13 protein-coding genes and 2 pseudogenes are annotated in these 13,519 nt (G+C 59.6%); 6 read left to right on the top strand and 9 right to left on the bottom strand.

All coding sequences use genetic code 11. The features are described from left to right. Positions 1 to 109: 109 nt before the first annotated feature. On the bottom strand, positions 110 to 301 hold the full coding sequence (locus GUY40_RS24850; RefSeq protein ID WP_256675857.1) for a hypothetical protein: 192 nt from the start codon (positions 299 to 301) through the stop codon (positions 110 to 112). Positions 302 to 321: 20 nt separating this feature from the next. Continuing rightward, positions 322 to 1,314 (bottom strand): LLM class oxidoreductase, encoded by a 993-nt coding sequence (locus tag GUY40_RS24845; RefSeq protein ID WP_166571555.1) that lies wholly within the window; start codon positions 1,312 to 1,314, stop codon positions 322 to 324. Positions 1,315 to 1,456: 142 nt separating this feature from the next. Here GUY40_RS24845 and GUY40_RS24840 point away from each other — a divergent pair. Continuing rightward, positions 1,457 to 2,350: pseudogene (locus GUY40_RS24840) on the top strand (LysR family transcriptional regulator). Positions 2,351 to 2,409: 59 nt separating this feature from the next. Here GUY40_RS24840 and GUY40_RS24835 read toward each other — a convergent pair. From GUY40_RS24835 to GUY40_RS24805, 7 genes and pseudogenes are all read right to left on the bottom strand, one after another. Continuing rightward, positions 2,410 to 2,754 carry a helix-turn-helix transcriptional regulator gene (locus tag GUY40_RS24835; RefSeq protein WP_166571558.1) on the bottom strand — a complete coding sequence of 115 codons (345 nt, stop codon included), beginning with the start codon at positions 2,752 to 2,754 and terminating at the stop codon, positions 2,410 to 2,412. Between the two features lie 158 nt (positions 2,755 to 2,912). Continuing rightward, positions 2,913 to 3,257: pseudogene (locus tag GUY40_RS24830) on the bottom strand (IS5 family transposase); the annotation flags it as partial. Positions 3,258 to 3,477: 220 nt separating this feature from the next. Further along, positions 3,478 to 4,230, bottom strand: a complete 753-nt coding sequence (locus tag GUY40_RS24825; protein ID WP_166571554.1) for a sulfite exporter TauE/SafE family protein — start codon at positions 4,228 to 4,230, stop codon at positions 3,478 to 3,480. A 113-nt stretch (positions 4,231 to 4,343) separates the two neighbouring features. Then, positions 4,344 to 5,312 (bottom strand): NAD(P)-dependent oxidoreductase, encoded by a 969-nt coding sequence (locus GUY40_RS24820; protein ID WP_166571553.1) that lies wholly within the window; start codon positions 5,310 to 5,312, stop codon positions 4,344 to 4,346. Between the two features lie 10 nt (positions 5,313 to 5,322). Next, a complete protein-coding gene (locus GUY40_RS24815; RefSeq protein ID WP_166571552.1) occupies positions 5,323 to 6,714 on the bottom strand; it encodes an FAD-binding oxidoreductase in 1,392 nt (463 codons plus the stop codon). A gap of 174 nt (positions 6,715 to 6,888) precedes the next feature. Next, a complete protein-coding gene (locus tag GUY40_RS24810; protein WP_166571551.1) occupies positions 6,889 to 7,230 on the bottom strand; it encodes a RidA family protein in 342 nt (113 codons plus the stop codon). Between the two features lie 10 nt (positions 7,231 to 7,240). Then, positions 7,241 to 7,591, bottom strand: coding sequence for a cupin domain-containing protein (locus GUY40_RS24805; protein WP_166571550.1), 351 nt, complete (start codon positions 7,589 to 7,591; stop codon positions 7,241 to 7,243). A gap of 276 nt (positions 7,592 to 7,867) precedes the next feature. Between GUY40_RS24805 and GUY40_RS24800 the strand changes: the two genes are divergently transcribed. The 5 genes from GUY40_RS24800 to fdhA all read left to right on the top strand — a co-directional run bounded on the left by GUY40_RS24800 (position 7,868) and on the right by fdhA (position 13,495). Further along, complete coding sequence (locus tag GUY40_RS24800; protein WP_256675856.1) at positions 7,868 to 8,785, top strand: glycine betaine/L-proline ABC transporter ATP-binding protein; 918 nt, start codon at positions 7,868 to 7,870, stop codon at positions 8,783 to 8,785. A 26-nt stretch (positions 8,786 to 8,811) separates the two neighbouring features. After that, the gene (gene proW, locus GUY40_RS24795) at positions 8,812 to 9,765 is read left to right on the top strand and encodes a glycine betaine/L-proline ABC transporter permease ProW (protein WP_166571549.1); all 954 of its coding nucleotides are present in this window, start codon (positions 8,812 to 8,814) and stop codon (positions 9,763 to 9,765) included. 55 nt (positions 9,766 to 9,820) lie between these two features. Beyond that, the gene (gene proX / locus GUY40_RS24790; RefSeq protein WP_166571548.1) at positions 9,821 to 10,849 is read left to right on the top strand and encodes a glycine betaine/L-proline ABC transporter substrate-binding protein ProX; all 1,029 of its coding nucleotides are present in this window, start codon (positions 9,821 to 9,823) and stop codon (positions 10,847 to 10,849) included. Between the two features lie 79 nt (positions 10,850 to 10,928). Continuing rightward, complete coding sequence (gene dddP, locus GUY40_RS24785) at positions 10,929 to 12,269, top strand: dimethylsulfonioproprionate lyase DddP (RefSeq protein ID WP_166571547.1); 1,341 nt, start codon at positions 10,929 to 10,931, stop codon at positions 12,267 to 12,269. Between the two features lie 29 nt (positions 12,270 to 12,298). Then, entirely contained in the window at positions 12,299 to 13,495 is a 1,197-nt protein-coding gene (fdhA, locus tag GUY40_RS24780; RefSeq protein WP_166571546.1) for a formaldehyde dehydrogenase, glutathione-independent, read from the top strand. Positions 13,496 to 13,519 lie beyond the last annotated feature (24 nt).

Raw genomic sequence — 13,519 nt, 5'->3', positions numbered from 1 at the left:
GGTCAGGCCGGACGCGTAACTGGGAGCCGATCGGTACCGTGTTGTTGAACCCGGATCGAGAGCAACAGGTCGAGAAAAGAGCGGCATAGTTAGACGGCTGACGCGACAACTACCTTGAAAAACGCCGCAGGCCCCACTCGCGCTTTACCTTTGGCAGGTCCCTGAGCTCAGAACTCCAGGACGACATGGTGATGCCCTGGTAACCCAGGGAGGCGAGCATTTCGCACTGCACCGCCAGGGGGTAGGTCCCCAACTTGGTCTGAAAGATGAAATCCATCGCGTGGACAGCGTGGTGCATCATGAAAACTCCGTGGAGATGGGTTATACGCCTGCCGGTACATGGCTAGGGAAATGCGGGAGCACGTACTCACCAAGCTCATCGATGACTTCAGAGGCAGGGCGACGTTGTGGTTTGAAATTCAGTGCGACATGCGAAACGCCTTGGTCCTGCTGGCGCAACCACAATTCGATGAGGGTATTTCGGCCGGCACGCATTACCCGCCCTTGTTGCAGAGGTGCATTCGGGTCTGAATCAAGGTCGAAGAAGGTTCCGTAACCGTACGGCTTGAAAGGTTTCCCGGCAGAAGCCTGTTGCCAGTGGGACGCGATGCTCGGCACGCGGATGGGGTCATTGAGGTAGCCGATCATGCCGTCGGTGTGTTCGGCAATCCACGCCGGTGTCTGCCCAGCCATGCCCACAACCAAAGTGGGGAGCCGTGGTGCCAATGGTTTGGGTACCAAGTCGAGGTTGCCAGTGAGTTGCCCGTGAAACAGCGACGAAAAAGTCGGCCAATCCTGTTCCGTGGCCGCCCTGAGCACCGCAAGCGCATCCCGGAAGCGATCGGCGCGGCTATGGAATTCAACCCCGAACGCGGGGTACTCGATGGGCCGATCACCGCCCGCAAGGCCCAGAATCAAGCGCCCACCCAGCAATTGGTCGACGCTTGCAGCCTGTTTTGCCACGATCAGTGGGTCACGCAATGGCAGCACTATACCGGCGGTACCGATCGCGATAGTGCGCGTGACTGCGGCGAGATAGCCGGCATAGACCAAGGGGTCCAACACCTGTGCGACATCGCCAAAATGGGGGTCGTAGAAAGGAACGTCCCTCAGCCAGATGGCGGAGAATCCTGCCTCATCGACTTTCTGAGCCATGGCCGTGTGATCGGCCAGTGTCGGGCCAGGAGTTTCGGGGTAACTCTCCAAAGGCGCAATGAAACCGAAGGTCAGGTGCCCGGGGCGGAACACTCTTGCAAACCCTCGATGGCTGGACAGCTCGGCTGGCAAAGCTGCGAATGGATGTTTGAAGCTCATCTTTACCTCGTCGATTCGTTTGAGCCCATCACCAGGGGCTCGCTAACAGCGTTTGAACGACTATAAAGAGGATTTCCGTGAAGAAAAATGAGCTACAATTCCGATCATTCAGGAATATTTGGATGCAATCATGTCTGCGATGATGGATCAGATGGGGGGCTTAGGAGCGTTTGTTCATGCTGCGGAAGCACGCAGTTTCACAGAGGCCGGCAGGTGACTGGAGGTGTCATCATCCGCTATTGGGAAAGCCATAGCTCGGCTGGAAGAGCGGCTTGGCGTACGGCTGTTTCATCGTTCCACCCGAGCCATCACCCTCACACCCGAAGGCGCGCTATTCCTGGAGCGCTGCCATCGTATCTTTGCCGAACTCGAAGTGGCTGAGCGAGAGCTGCATCAGGCGGCGGCAAAACCGCAAGGGAAGCTGCGGTTGAGTTTGCCGCAGCTGGGGATGCGCCTGATGCCTCACTTGATCGCGTTTCAGCAGACCTACCCGGCCGTGGAACTGGAGATGGACTTCAGTGATCGCCTTGTGAATGTGATCGAGGAGGGGTTTGATGCTGTCATGCGTATAGGCGAAGTGGAAGACTCCAGATTGATGATGCGCAGACTGCAGGGTTTCAGTCATCGCATCGTCGCCACCCCAGGCTATCTTGAGCAGCGCGGCACGCCGACGCACCCCTCGGAGCTGGCAAGTCACGCTTGTTTACACTATCGCTATCCCTCGAGCGGCAAGCTGGATGCCTGGCCGCTGAGCGAACACGGCAAACCCGTGCATCTGGACCTTCCTCAAAGTGCAGTCGCCAATGCCATCGATCCCTTGCTGGCAATGGCTGAAGCCGGGCAGGGCATTGCTTGCCTTCCGGACTTCATACTCGTCGATGCGCTTGCTCGAGACCGTCTGGTATCTTTGCTGGAAGCGTATGTTTCAGACCGACGCAGTTTCACCGTATTGTGGCCGTCGAGCCGGCAGCCATTACCCAAGATAAAGGCCTTTGTCGACTTCATGGTTGCTCGGTTACCGGCGGACCGCGGCTAAATCAGCACTTTAGCGCTGTGCAAGATGAGCCTTCGTGAATCAAGGCGCGGGTCCTTCATTTACAGCGTGTCTTGCAGGGCCTTCAGCATGCTTTCGATCAATGCTTCATTGCGGCTGAAAAATTTGCTTCGTCCTTGTTGATTCACCATAAGCAGACCGACCCCTTGCAATTGCGCCAAGTGTGTCGACATTGTCGATTGGGCGAGATCACAGCGCTGGGAAATCTGCTGTGCACAGACGCCGAATTCGTGGCCATTTGACTGATCGGGAAAGTGCACCGCAGGCTGTTTCAGCCACGTGAGTATTTGACGACGGATCGGGTGTGCCAACACTTTGATCAACACATCAAGGTCATCAGCTTCTACTGGGGGCGCGCGTCGGGCATGGCATTGCTCCTGTGAAATGGTTAAGGCATAGGCCTTCAGATCACTTGTGAAGGCTTGAGCAACCGTCAAACGGCTATCGAGCGGGAGTTTCCTGATCCGAAAATAGGTCGAACACCAGCTGCCTCAGTCAGCGATTGGCGGGTTCTTTGTTGAGCATGCTAGGGCCTGTTGACGTTTCACATGGGCAGCCATAGGAACCCGCAGGCCATGGCTACCATGCTCTCGTAATTCCGCTTCAGCTTGTCGTATCGAAACGCCACGGCCCGGTAGTGTTTCAGCCGCGCAAAGGCGTTTTCCACCAGATGCCGGTAGCGATACAGCCCCCTATCCAGGTCGGCATTGCTCCTGATCGAGTTGCGCTTTCTGGGGATCACCGGTCGGGCGCCCTGCGTCTCGATCTGTTCACGGATGCGCTCACTGTCATAACCCTTGTCCGCGACGATCACTTCGGCAGACGGCAACTGTGCAATCAGTTCGGGAGCCGCGGTGCAGTCGTTGATGTCGCCTCCGGTGATCTCGAAAGCTGTGAGCTAGCGACAGCTTTGGCACTGCTTCGCTCAATCTTTGGCACAAGCAGCAAAGACGGGTCGTTAGAGCATGATTTCAGTTCCAAATACTCGCCTTCACCTTGCAAGAAATCGCCGGATTGCATCGTGAGTCTTGTCATCGGTTTCCTCTGCTCCAGTTTCACCCTCTCGGGTCTGTAGTAAGGACGGCTGTGCGGCGTCACCTCAGCGCAAGCTAGGCGAACAGCTCGGCGAACGTGCAGGCGGCCATGGCCAGCATCATCAGGAGCATCAAAGTGCGAGCTTCAGCCTCATCGATTCGGCCGGTCAGGCGTGCGCCGAGCATGACACCCATCACTAGCGCAGGCAGGGAAAGCAGGCCGAGCACTATTGCCTGTTGGGTGAACATTCCGAGCGCCCAGAGCGCGGGCAGGGCGGCTAGGTCCATCGCTAGAAAGGCGGCAATGATCGACGCGCGCCCGGCTTCCAGCGCCAGAGGCGAGCCTAGGAATAACACGATGACCGGTGGGCCTCCCAGACCCAAAGAGCCGTTGAGCACGCCAGCGCCAGCGCCGGTGGCAGCGGTGCTTAGGACTGAAGGCATGCGTTGCAGTTTGAAGCCGCAAAGCAGTGCGAGGCAGGTCAGAGAAACCATGATCGCCAGCATCAGCTTAACTTGCTCGGTCGGCAGGCTGGCGAGCAGCCAAGCGCCGAGGGGTGTAGTGGCTATCGAAGTCACCACCAGGACCCGAATCGAACGCCAGTGTACCTGCCTATAGATGGCTGGCAGCAGCTTGATACCGGCGGCGATTTCCATCACAAACATGGCCGGGACGGTCACCGCCGGGGGGAGGACGAAGGACAGGGACATGACGGTGAGTAGCGTGAAGCCGAAGCCGGAAAAACCCCGGGCGATGGCGGCGAGAAAAATGCAGGTGAGGACGTAGGCGAGCTGAGCGGGTGTTATTCCAACAAGGTGGTTAAGCATAACGTTCTTCTAGTAGCCGGCGCTGCTGGCCAAAGCGGTGGTGAGGCCATAGAGGAACGGCGATCCCTAACGGCCTCTTAGCCGGCAACCTCGGTATTTATAAGGCGACGGCTTTAGGCTGTGCGGATCTTTTCTGTGGCATTCTGCCGAGCGACAAAGTCATTGATATTCTCCACTGCACTGTCCATCAATTGCTGCATGGCGTCCTCACTGCTCCAAGCAATATGCGGATTGAGGAGGAAGTCGTCTCGGTCGATCAACGTGAACAACGGATTACTTGGATGCAGCGGTTCATGTTCGACCACATCGAGCGCTACACTGCCGAGGCGCCCGTTTTGGAGTGCGTCAATCAGTGCTGCCTCATTAATGACCCCACCACGCCCAGTATTTACCACCACCGCATCTTGCTTCATCAATGCCAACTGCCCCGCATCGATCATGTTGTAAGTCTGCGGCGTCAACGGACAGTTGATCGACAGCACATCACAGCTTCTGAGCAGTTCGGCCAGCGGTCGGCAATCCGGCCCGCGACGGCTGCCACCACGGTCTTCAAACAGAACCTGCATCCCGAAGGCCCGCGCCAGATGGGCCAGGCGCAGCGCAATCGGCCCGCTGCCTATGATCGCCAACTGCTTGTCGCGCACATCGCGGATGCGATGGTTGAAGTAGATGTTCTGGTACGGCGCTTCACCTGCATGCACCTGGCGCATCAACCGGGTGAACGCGGCCGGGCGGCGGAACAGTTCCAAGATCATCGCCAGACTGTGCTCAGCCACGGTATTGGCGGCATATCCAGGCACGCTGGACACCTCGATGCCGTGGGCTTCGCAGTAATCGACATCGACGATATCCCGGCCGGTCAGGGCCAGAGAGATCATCTTCAGCTTCGGCAGTTGGCGCAGATGCTCTTCGCGTAGGGGCACGCTGCAGGTCAGGGCGATGGTCGCATCCCTAAGATGTTCGAGGACCTGCTCTGGCTGGGTGTAGGCGTATTGCTGCCAGCTGTGCTTGCAGCGCGGGCGCTGCAGCCGAGTGGAGGACGCCAGGCCCTCGTCGTCGAGAAAAACGATCTGTTCAGTCACGATCAAATCCTTATTTTTTTTGCGCCGGCACGTAGCCGGCTGGGGCCATGGCGACCAGTTGCCGAGTCACGAAGTTGGCGTCCCGGTCGTGGTCTTCGAGGGACTCTTTGCGCACCAGAGCATCACGCACCATGTGCGCGCCAAAGAAGCGGAACGGCTCGGGCGGCAGCAGTTTCATGCGCTGGTTAACGAGGCCGCAGTTCGCCCATTCGTCATTGGCATGTTCGACCAGCGATTTGATGATGCGGCTGGCGAAAACAGTAGTCGCCACGCCGTTGCCGGAGAAGCCGATGCCGTAGGAAATGTTCTGGTGATGGTCGAGGTAGCCGAAGTTCGGCAGGCCTTTCATCGCGCGGTCGATCGGGCCGGTCCAACTGCTGACGACCGGCACGCCGGACAGCTGCGGATACAAGCGACGAAGTTCGGCGGTGACCCTGTCAGCGGCCGGCGAAGGCTTCTCGTACAGGTTACCGATACGCCCGGCGAAGGCGAACTGACCCAGCGGCTTGCCGAACACGACCCGACCGTCTGGGGTGTTGCGCCAGTAGTTGAGCACGGTGCGTGAGTCGGTCATGCACTCGCCGCCGCTAAAGCCGATGGCATCCAGTTTTGCCTTGACCGGTGCGGTCGCAACCATGTCGCTGGACATGATTGCGATCATCCGGCGCAGCTCTGGGAAACGAGCGCCCCAGGCGTTCATTGCCAGTACCACGCGCTGCGCACGGACGGTGCCACGCTCGGTATGTACCACCGGGTTGACGCCTTGCTCCAGGCGGGTCAGCGGGGTCTTCTCGTAGATTTTCACGCCCAGCTTCAACGCGACGCGACGTAGGCCACGGGCGAGCATTGCCGGCTGCACGGTGGCGGCGTTGGGGTCGTAGATGCCACCCAGCACCAGCGGCGAACCGACGCGGCTCTGGATGGTGTGACGGTCCAGGTCTTGGAACGGGTTAACCCCCAGGTTTTGCAGGCCTTCGGTAAGCACCCGCCAGGAATTCATCTGGCGCTGATTGGTAGCGGTCCACAGCCAGCCAGCCTTACGGTACTGTGCGTCGATGCCGTGCTCTTCGCAAAAGCTGCCGATTTCGTCAATTGCCGACTCGGCCGCCTCGCAGATGCGCCGCGCCTCGACATCACCGCATATGGTCCGCACCGAAAGATACTTGCCCCACCAGTTGGTCGCGATACCACCATTGCGACCGCTGGCGCCAGAGCCGCAACGGTCGCGTTCGACGATGACGATGACCTTTTCCGGGTGGGCCTGTTTCATGCGGATGGCCGACCAAAGGCCAAGGAAGCCGCCGCCGACGATGCAGACATCGGCTTGAATCGATTCCTGCAGGGCAGGGGCCAGATCGTTTTCCAGGTCAAGCGCCTGGGCATACCAGAATCCACGGTACATGAGGGGTGCCTTCGAACATGGTGTCTTGTGGTCACATGATGCGGAGCGAGAGCGGTCGCTCACTATGACGCGGGAGACAATTGATAGAAGAACGCTGCCTCAGGATCACATAAATGAAAAAGCTGCCGGGGACCGGTCGGTCCGCAGCAGCTTCAGATGGCGCATCAAGGGAACTCAGAGCTGGCCGAACGCCTGGATCTCGATCCGGTATTCCTTCGTAGCGAGCGCCGCCCCGACACAGGCCCGCACAGGTGGCTGGTCACCGACCCAGGCGTCATACACTTCGTTCATGGCCGCGAACTCGTTCATGTCTGCCAGCCAGATCTGCATGCGTGTGAGGTTGGCCTTGCTGGCGCCGATCTGCGCCAGCCACTGGTCCAGCTGTGCCAGAACGCAGAGAGTTTGTTCGGCGATATTGCCTTGGGGGGGCAGGGCGACGATTCCGGAGGTTTCGATGCGGCCATCGACCACTATTAGCTGGCTGGCCCGCGCGCCGGGGTTGATGCGTTCGATCATTATCGGCTCCTTAAAACAGTACGTAGGTTTTGCGCAGGGCTTCGCGGATGTCCCACACACCTTCGCAGTCTTCCGGGAATAACACCGCGTCGCCGGCGCGCAGCTCCACCGGCTCGCCGCCGTCGGGGGTGAAGGTGCACCAACCGCTGACAATATGGCTGAACTCACGGTTCTTTAGATGACGGCGGAACACGCCCGGGCTGCTTTCCCATACACCGATGCTGGCACCTACGGCGTCATCGGTTTGAGCCTGGCCGCTGGCAGCGTGGGCAACGGGCTCACCGATCGGCAGGCGCGCGGGTGCGAGTGCGCCAAGGGGCGAGGCGGGAGCGTTTCGAACGACGGTCAAGACTTGGCTCATGAGAGTTTCCTTCGAATAACTTTTTGGTCGCTAGTGTGGGTTCGGAAGTTATGTGTAACAGCGACGGTTGTGGGTAGTTGAGAACACGCAGTCTTACTTTTGCACTCGTATTGCCGGCGTGCATATAACAAAACGGACCCGTCGTCGGATGCCGGGCAGCCGCCCGCCGTTTTTGCGCGTCGGGATAATACAAATTGACCGGCTCATACAATTAAGGGGCGCCCCGCAGGCATAGAGTTCAAAAGGATTCGGGCATAAATATAAAAAGAGGGTCGTATGAGCCATACCGATGAGATTCTTTCGGTGAAGAACATCTTTAAGGTCTTCGGTCCCAATCCGGGCGTGGCCATGAAGATGCTGAACAACGGAGCCGACAAGGACGAGATCTTCAAAAAGACTGGCCATGTAGTCGGGGTGTTCGATGCTAGCTTCTCCGTCAAGCGCGGCGAGATCTTCGTGATCATGGGCTTGTCGGGCTCAGGCAAGTCGACGATGGTGCGACTGTTCAACCGCCTGATCGAGCCCACCTCCGGCAGCATCCACCTCAATGGCCAGGAAATCACTGGCCTGAGCGACAAGGCCCTGCTCGACGTGCGTCGCAAGGAAATGGGCATGGTCTTCCAGTCCTTCGCCCTGATGCCGCACATGAGCGTGCTAGAGAATGCCGCCTTCGGGCTGGAGATTTCCGGTGTCGGTGAGAGCGAGCGGCATGCACGGGCCAGGGAAGCACTGGCCCAGGTCGGTCTCGCCGGCCAGGACTACAGCTACCCGCATCAGCTCTCCGGCGGTATGCAGCAGCGTGTCGGCCTGGCCCGCGCCCTGGCGAATGACCCGACCATTTTGCTGATGGACGAAGCCTTCTCCGCCCTGGACCCGCTGATCCGCAGCGAAATGCAGGGTGAGCTGATCCGCCTGCAGGCCGAGCAGCAACGCACCATCATCTTCATTTCCCACGACATCGAGGAAGCCGTACGTATCGGCCACCGCATCGCGATCATGGAAGGCGGACGCGTGGTCCAGATCGGCACGCCGCTGGAGCTGATCAACCAGCCCGCCAACGATTATGTGCGGACCTTCTTCAAAGGGTTTGACGTCTCCCGGGTATTGAAGGCCGGTGATATCGCCCAGCTGGACCCGGCGACGATCTGCCGGGCCTGTCGAAAAGAGCTGGATCACATCCATAGCGCCCACTAAGCCCCGATAAGAAGAGGTAAGCCACGATGTCTGATTTCAGTTTTCTCGATCCCTTCCAGTCCGCAACCATTCCTCTGGGCACTTGGGTGGAGAGTGCACTGAATTACATGGTGCACAATTTTCGCGATGTATTCAGGGCCATCCGTTGGCCGATTGACCAGGTGCTCAACGGTATCGAATTCACCTTGCAGAGTATCCCGCCGAGTGTCGGCATCCTTCTCTCGTCGCTGCTCGGCTGGCAGCTTGCGGGTAAGCGCATGGCGCTGTTGTGCTTCGTTACCCTGACCTTGCTTGGTTTGATTGGCGTGTGGTCAGAGTCTATGACCACCCTGGCGCTGGTGCTGACTTCGGTATTTTTCTGCGCGCTGATTGGCATTCCACTGGGCATTGCCTGCTCCCGCAGCGATCGGCTGGAGCAGGTGATCAGACCGATACTTGATGCGATGCAAACCTTACCGGCCTTTGTTTACTTGGTACCGGTGGTGATGCTGTTTGGCATCGGTAACGTGCCCGGTGTGCTGGTGACCATCGTCTTCGCCCTGCCGCCGCTGGTGCGCCTGACCAACCTGGGTATCCGCCAGGTTCCAGAAGACAAGATTGAAGCGGCTCGTGCCTTCGGCTGCACGCCGCGGCAGATGCTGACCCGTGTCCAGTTGCCGTTGGCCACCTCGACCATCATGGCTGGCCTCAACCAGACCCTGATGCTGTCGCTGTCAATGGTGGTAATCGCCTCGATGATTTCGGTCGGCGGACTGGGCCAGATGGTGCTACGCGGCATCGGCCGGCTGGACATGGGCCTGGCCACAGTCGGCGGGGTGGGCTTGGTGCTGTTGGCGATATTCCTCGACCGCCTGACCCAGGCCATGGGCGCACGGACCAGCGCCGACCCAAGCCGGCGCTGGTACCAGACCGGTCCTGTGGGCGTACTGCTGCGCCTGGTCGGCGCAGGCCAATCTGCAGGGCAGCGCAACACTGCCTGAGAGTTTCTGTTTTATCTGCCGCAACCCACACAACAATCAGAAAAGGTAAGCGAAGATGTACGAGTCCAAATTCACCCGTCGTTTTCTGCAATGCGCCTCGGTCGTGGCATTCAGCGTGATCTGTGCCGGAGCCAGCGCTTCGGCTGACAAGCCGGGCGAGGGGGTGAAGATAACCCCTGCCTTCCCCACCGTTGATGAAGAGCGCTTTCGTGGTGAGATTGCTCTGGCCGGGCTGCGCGAGCTCGGCTACACGGTACAACCCCCGAAGGAAACCGAGTACGCCACTATGGTCCTGGCCGTTGGCTTCGGTGATGCCGACTTCACCGTCAATGCCTGGGACAAGCTGCACGCCAGTTTCTACCAGAAGGCTGGTGGCGACGAAAACATGATCAAGGCCGGCGACATCCTGCCAGGTGTACTGCAGGGCTACTTGATCGATAAGAAGACGGCGGAGCAATACCACATCAAGTACATCACCGATCTGAAGAAGCCGGAGATCGCCAAACTGTTTGATACCGACGGGGACGGCAAGGCCGACATGACCGGCTGCAACCCGGGCTGGGGCTGCGAACTGGTGATCGAGCACCAGATGAAGGCCTATGACCTGGAGAAGTCCATTCATGTAAATCAGGGCTCGTACTTCGCCCTAATGGCCGACACCATCGCGCGCTTTAAGGAAGGCAAGCCAGTGCTCTATTACACCTGGATTCCGCAATGGGTAGCGGGTGCCTTGGTGGAGGGGAGTGACGTGGTCTGGTTGGAAGTACCCAAGACCGACCTACCCGGCGGCAAAAACGATGTTGACACCACCTACCAGGGCAAGAACCTAGGCTTTGCGGTGGACAAGGTTGAGGCGCTGGTCAATCGCAAGTTTGCGCAAAAGAACCCGGCGGCGTTGAAGTACCTGTCGCTGATGCAGATTCCTGCAGCGGATGAGAGCGCGCAGAACCTGAAAATGCAGCAGGGTGAGAAGTCCCTGGCAGATATCCAGCGCCATGCGCGGGAATGGATTGCCACCCATCAGCAACAGTTTGATGGCTGGATCGAGGCGTCACGTGCGGCGGCTACTCAGGCCAGCAACTGATCCGCTCATCGCAAGCCCTGATCGCGGGCTCGTCCCGCGACTGGGGTCATAACAACAATATGAGGATGACCGCCTAGCCATGATGACCTCGCCATTTTCCATCCCCGCCAACAGCCGCCGCATCGACCCTGCTCGCCACAGGGCTTTGAAGGTCGACGGTTCACTGGATGACAACGACCGCACGGAAATCGGACCGACGCCCCTGGCGTTCTCCGAATGGGCCAAGCTGGGCCTTGAAGCCCCACATCTGGCGACGATGCGCGAATATCGGCTGCAACGTCTCACCGAGCAGATGATCGCCCGCGACTTGGCCGGAGTCCTGCTGTTCGATCCGCTGAACATCCGCTACGCCACCGACACCACCAACATGCAACTGTGGACCACCCACAACCCCGCCCGCGCTTGCTTCGTCGCCGCCAGCGGTCATGTGGTGTTGTGGGACTTTCACGGCTGCGACCACCTCAGCGCGCACTTGCCTTTGGTGAGCGAACTGCGCAGCGGCGCTTCGTTCTTCTATTTCGAAACGGGCGATCGCACCGAACAACATGCCCAACGCTTCGCCGCGCAGATTGACGACCTGCTGCGCACTCACGGCGGTAGCAACCGCCGGCTCGCCGTCGACCGTATCGAAGTCGCCGGCCTGCGCGCCCTCGACGCCTTGGGCGTGCAGGTCCATAGCGGCCAGGAGGTTACCGAATTCGCCCGGGTGATCAAGGGGCCAGACGAGATTAAGGCGATGCGCTGCGCTGTCGCCTCCTGCGAAGCGTCGATCGGCGAGATGCGCCAGGCCATGTGCGCCGGTGCTACCGAGAACGACGTCTGGGCCGCGCTGCACGCCGGCAACATTCGCCGCGGTGGCGAATGGATCGAAACCCGCATCCTCAGCTCAGGCCCGCGCACCAACCCTTGGTATCAGGAGTCCGGCCCGCGGGTGCTTAGCGACGGTGACCTGCTGTCCTTCGACACCGACCTGATTGGCGTGTATGGGATGTGCGTGGACATGTCGCGCAGTTGGATCTGTGGGGGGACGGAACCGACCGCCGAGCAGAAGCGCTTATACCGCATCGCCCATGAACACATCCGCTTCAACACCGAACTGGTCCGCCCAGGCGTCGGCTTTACCGAACTCACTGCCCTTGGCCACCGTTTGCCTGAGTCCTGCCGTGCCCAGCGCTACGGTGTGATGTTCCACGGGGTTGGGTTGTGCGACGAATACCCATGCATCCGCTACCCGGAAGACGTCGAGTCATACGGCTACGACGGAGTGCTGCAACCGGGCATGGCGCTCTGCGTCGAGGCCTATATCGGCGAGGTGGGCGGGCGCGACGGGATCAAGCTGGAGAATCAGTTGCTGGTCACCGAGGACGGCTGCGAGGTGCTGACCCGTTACCCGTTCGAAAACATTTTTTTGCAGGATTGAACAGACAGTTGTCAACGGAGAGGTAAACAATGAGCGTGTACAACAGAGGTGTGGTCTACCAGGGCGCCGGCAAGGTCGAGGTGCAGAACATCGACTATCCGAAGCTGCAGGACCCGCGCGGTAAGAAGATCGAGCATGCGGTGATCCTCAAGGTGGTCGCTACCAATATCTGTGGCTCCGACCAGCACATGGTCCGCGGCCGCACCACGGCCCAGGTCGGCCTGGTCCTTGGTCATGAAATCACCGGTGAAGTCATTGAAAAAGGCCGGGATGTCGAACACCTGCAGATCGGCGACCTGGTTTCCGTGCCGTTCAACGTTGCGTGTGGGCGCTGCCGGTCGTGCAAAGAGATGCACACGGGCGTCTGCCTGACCGTCAATCCCGCGCGAGCCGGTGGTGCCTACGGCTACGTCGACATGGGCGACTGGACCGGCGGCCAGGCTGAGTACGTAATGGTGCCGTATGCCGATTTCAATTTGCTGAAACTGCACAACCGTGACCGGGCCATGGAGAAGATTCGTGACCTGACGTGCCTCTCCGACATCCTGCCCACCGGCTACCATGGCGCCGTGACCGCTGGCGTCGGCCCGGGCAGCACCGTTTATGTGGCGGGTGCCGGCCCAGTTGGCCTGGCTGCAGCCGCTTCGGCCCGCCTGCTCGGTGCTGCAGTCGTCATCGTCGGTGACCTGAACCCGGCGCGGCTGGCCCATGCTAAGGCCCAGGGCTTCGAGATTGCCGACCTGTCTCTCGACACCCCGCTGCACGAGCAGATCGCCAACCTGCTGGGCGAGCCTGAAGTTGACTGTGCCGTCGATGCCGTCGGTTTCGAAGCCCGTGGCCATGGTCATGAGGGCGCCAAGCACGAAGCTCCAGCCACCGTGCTCAATTCGCTGATGCAGGTCACCCGCGTCGCCGGCAAGATCGGTATCCCTGGCCTGTACGTCACCGAAGACCCGGGCGCAGTCGATGCTGCCGCCAAGATCGGTGCACTGAGCATCCGCTTTGGCCTGGGCTGGGCGAAATCCCACAGTTTCCATACTGGCCAAACCCCCGTGATGAAGTACAACCGCACGCTGATGCAGGCGATCATGTGGGACCGTATCAACATCGCCGAAGTCGTTGGCGTGCAGGTAATCAGCCTTGACCAGGCACCGCAGGGTTATGGCGAATTCGATGCCGGCGTGCCGAAGAAATTCGTTATCGACCCGCACAAGACGTTCTCCTGAAAACTGTCATGGCCGCTATATATG

Source organism: Pseudomonas sp. R5(2019) (assembly GCF_009905435.1).
Taxonomy (GTDB): domain Bacteria; phylum Pseudomonadota; class Gammaproteobacteria; order Pseudomonadales; family Pseudomonadaceae; genus Aquipseudomonas.
The sequence above is the reverse complement of the archived record's forward strand: the minus strand, read 5'-3'. Positions and strand labels throughout refer to the sequence as shown.

Excerpts from the sequence above, each read along its gene's own strand:
- GUY40_RS24850 (WP_256675857.1), bottom strand. The coding sequence starts at position 301 with ATGATGCACCACGCTGTCCACGCGATGGATTTCATCTTTCAGACCAAG.
- GUY40_RS24845 (WP_166571555.1), bottom strand. The coding sequence starts at position 1,314 with ATGAGCTTCAAACATCCATTCGCAGCTTTGCCAGCCGAGCTGTCCAGC.
- GUY40_RS24825 (WP_166571554.1), bottom strand. The coding sequence starts at position 4,230 with ATGCTTAACCACCTTGTTGGAATAACACCCGCTCAGCTCGCCTACGTC.
- GUY40_RS24815 (WP_166571552.1), bottom strand. The coding sequence starts at position 6,714 with ATGTACCGTGGATTCTGGTATGCCCAGGCGCTTGACCTGGAAAACGAT.
- GUY40_RS24810 (WP_166571551.1), bottom strand. The coding sequence starts at position 7,230 with ATGATCGAACGCATCAACCCCGGCGCGCGGGCCAGCCAGCTAATAGTG.
- GUY40_RS24805 (WP_166571550.1), bottom strand. The coding sequence starts at position 7,591 with ATGAGCCAAGTCTTGACCGTCGTTCGAAACGCTCCCGCCTCGCCCCTT.
- GUY40_RS24800 (WP_256675856.1), top strand. The coding sequence starts at position 7,868 with ATGAGCCATACCGATGAGATTCTTTCGGTGAAGAACATCTTTAAGGTC.
- proW (WP_166571549.1), top strand. The coding sequence starts at position 8,812 with ATGTCTGATTTCAGTTTTCTCGATCCCTTCCAGTCCGCAACCATTCCT.
- proX (WP_166571548.1), top strand. The coding sequence starts at position 9,821 with ATGTACGAGTCCAAATTCACCCGTCGTTTTCTGCAATGCGCCTCGGTC.
- dddP (WP_166571547.1), top strand. The coding sequence starts at position 10,929 with ATGATGACCTCGCCATTTTCCATCCCCGCCAACAGCCGCCGCATCGAC.
- fdhA (WP_166571546.1), top strand. The coding sequence starts at position 12,299 with ATGAGCGTGTACAACAGAGGTGTGGTCTACCAGGGCGCCGGCAAGGTC.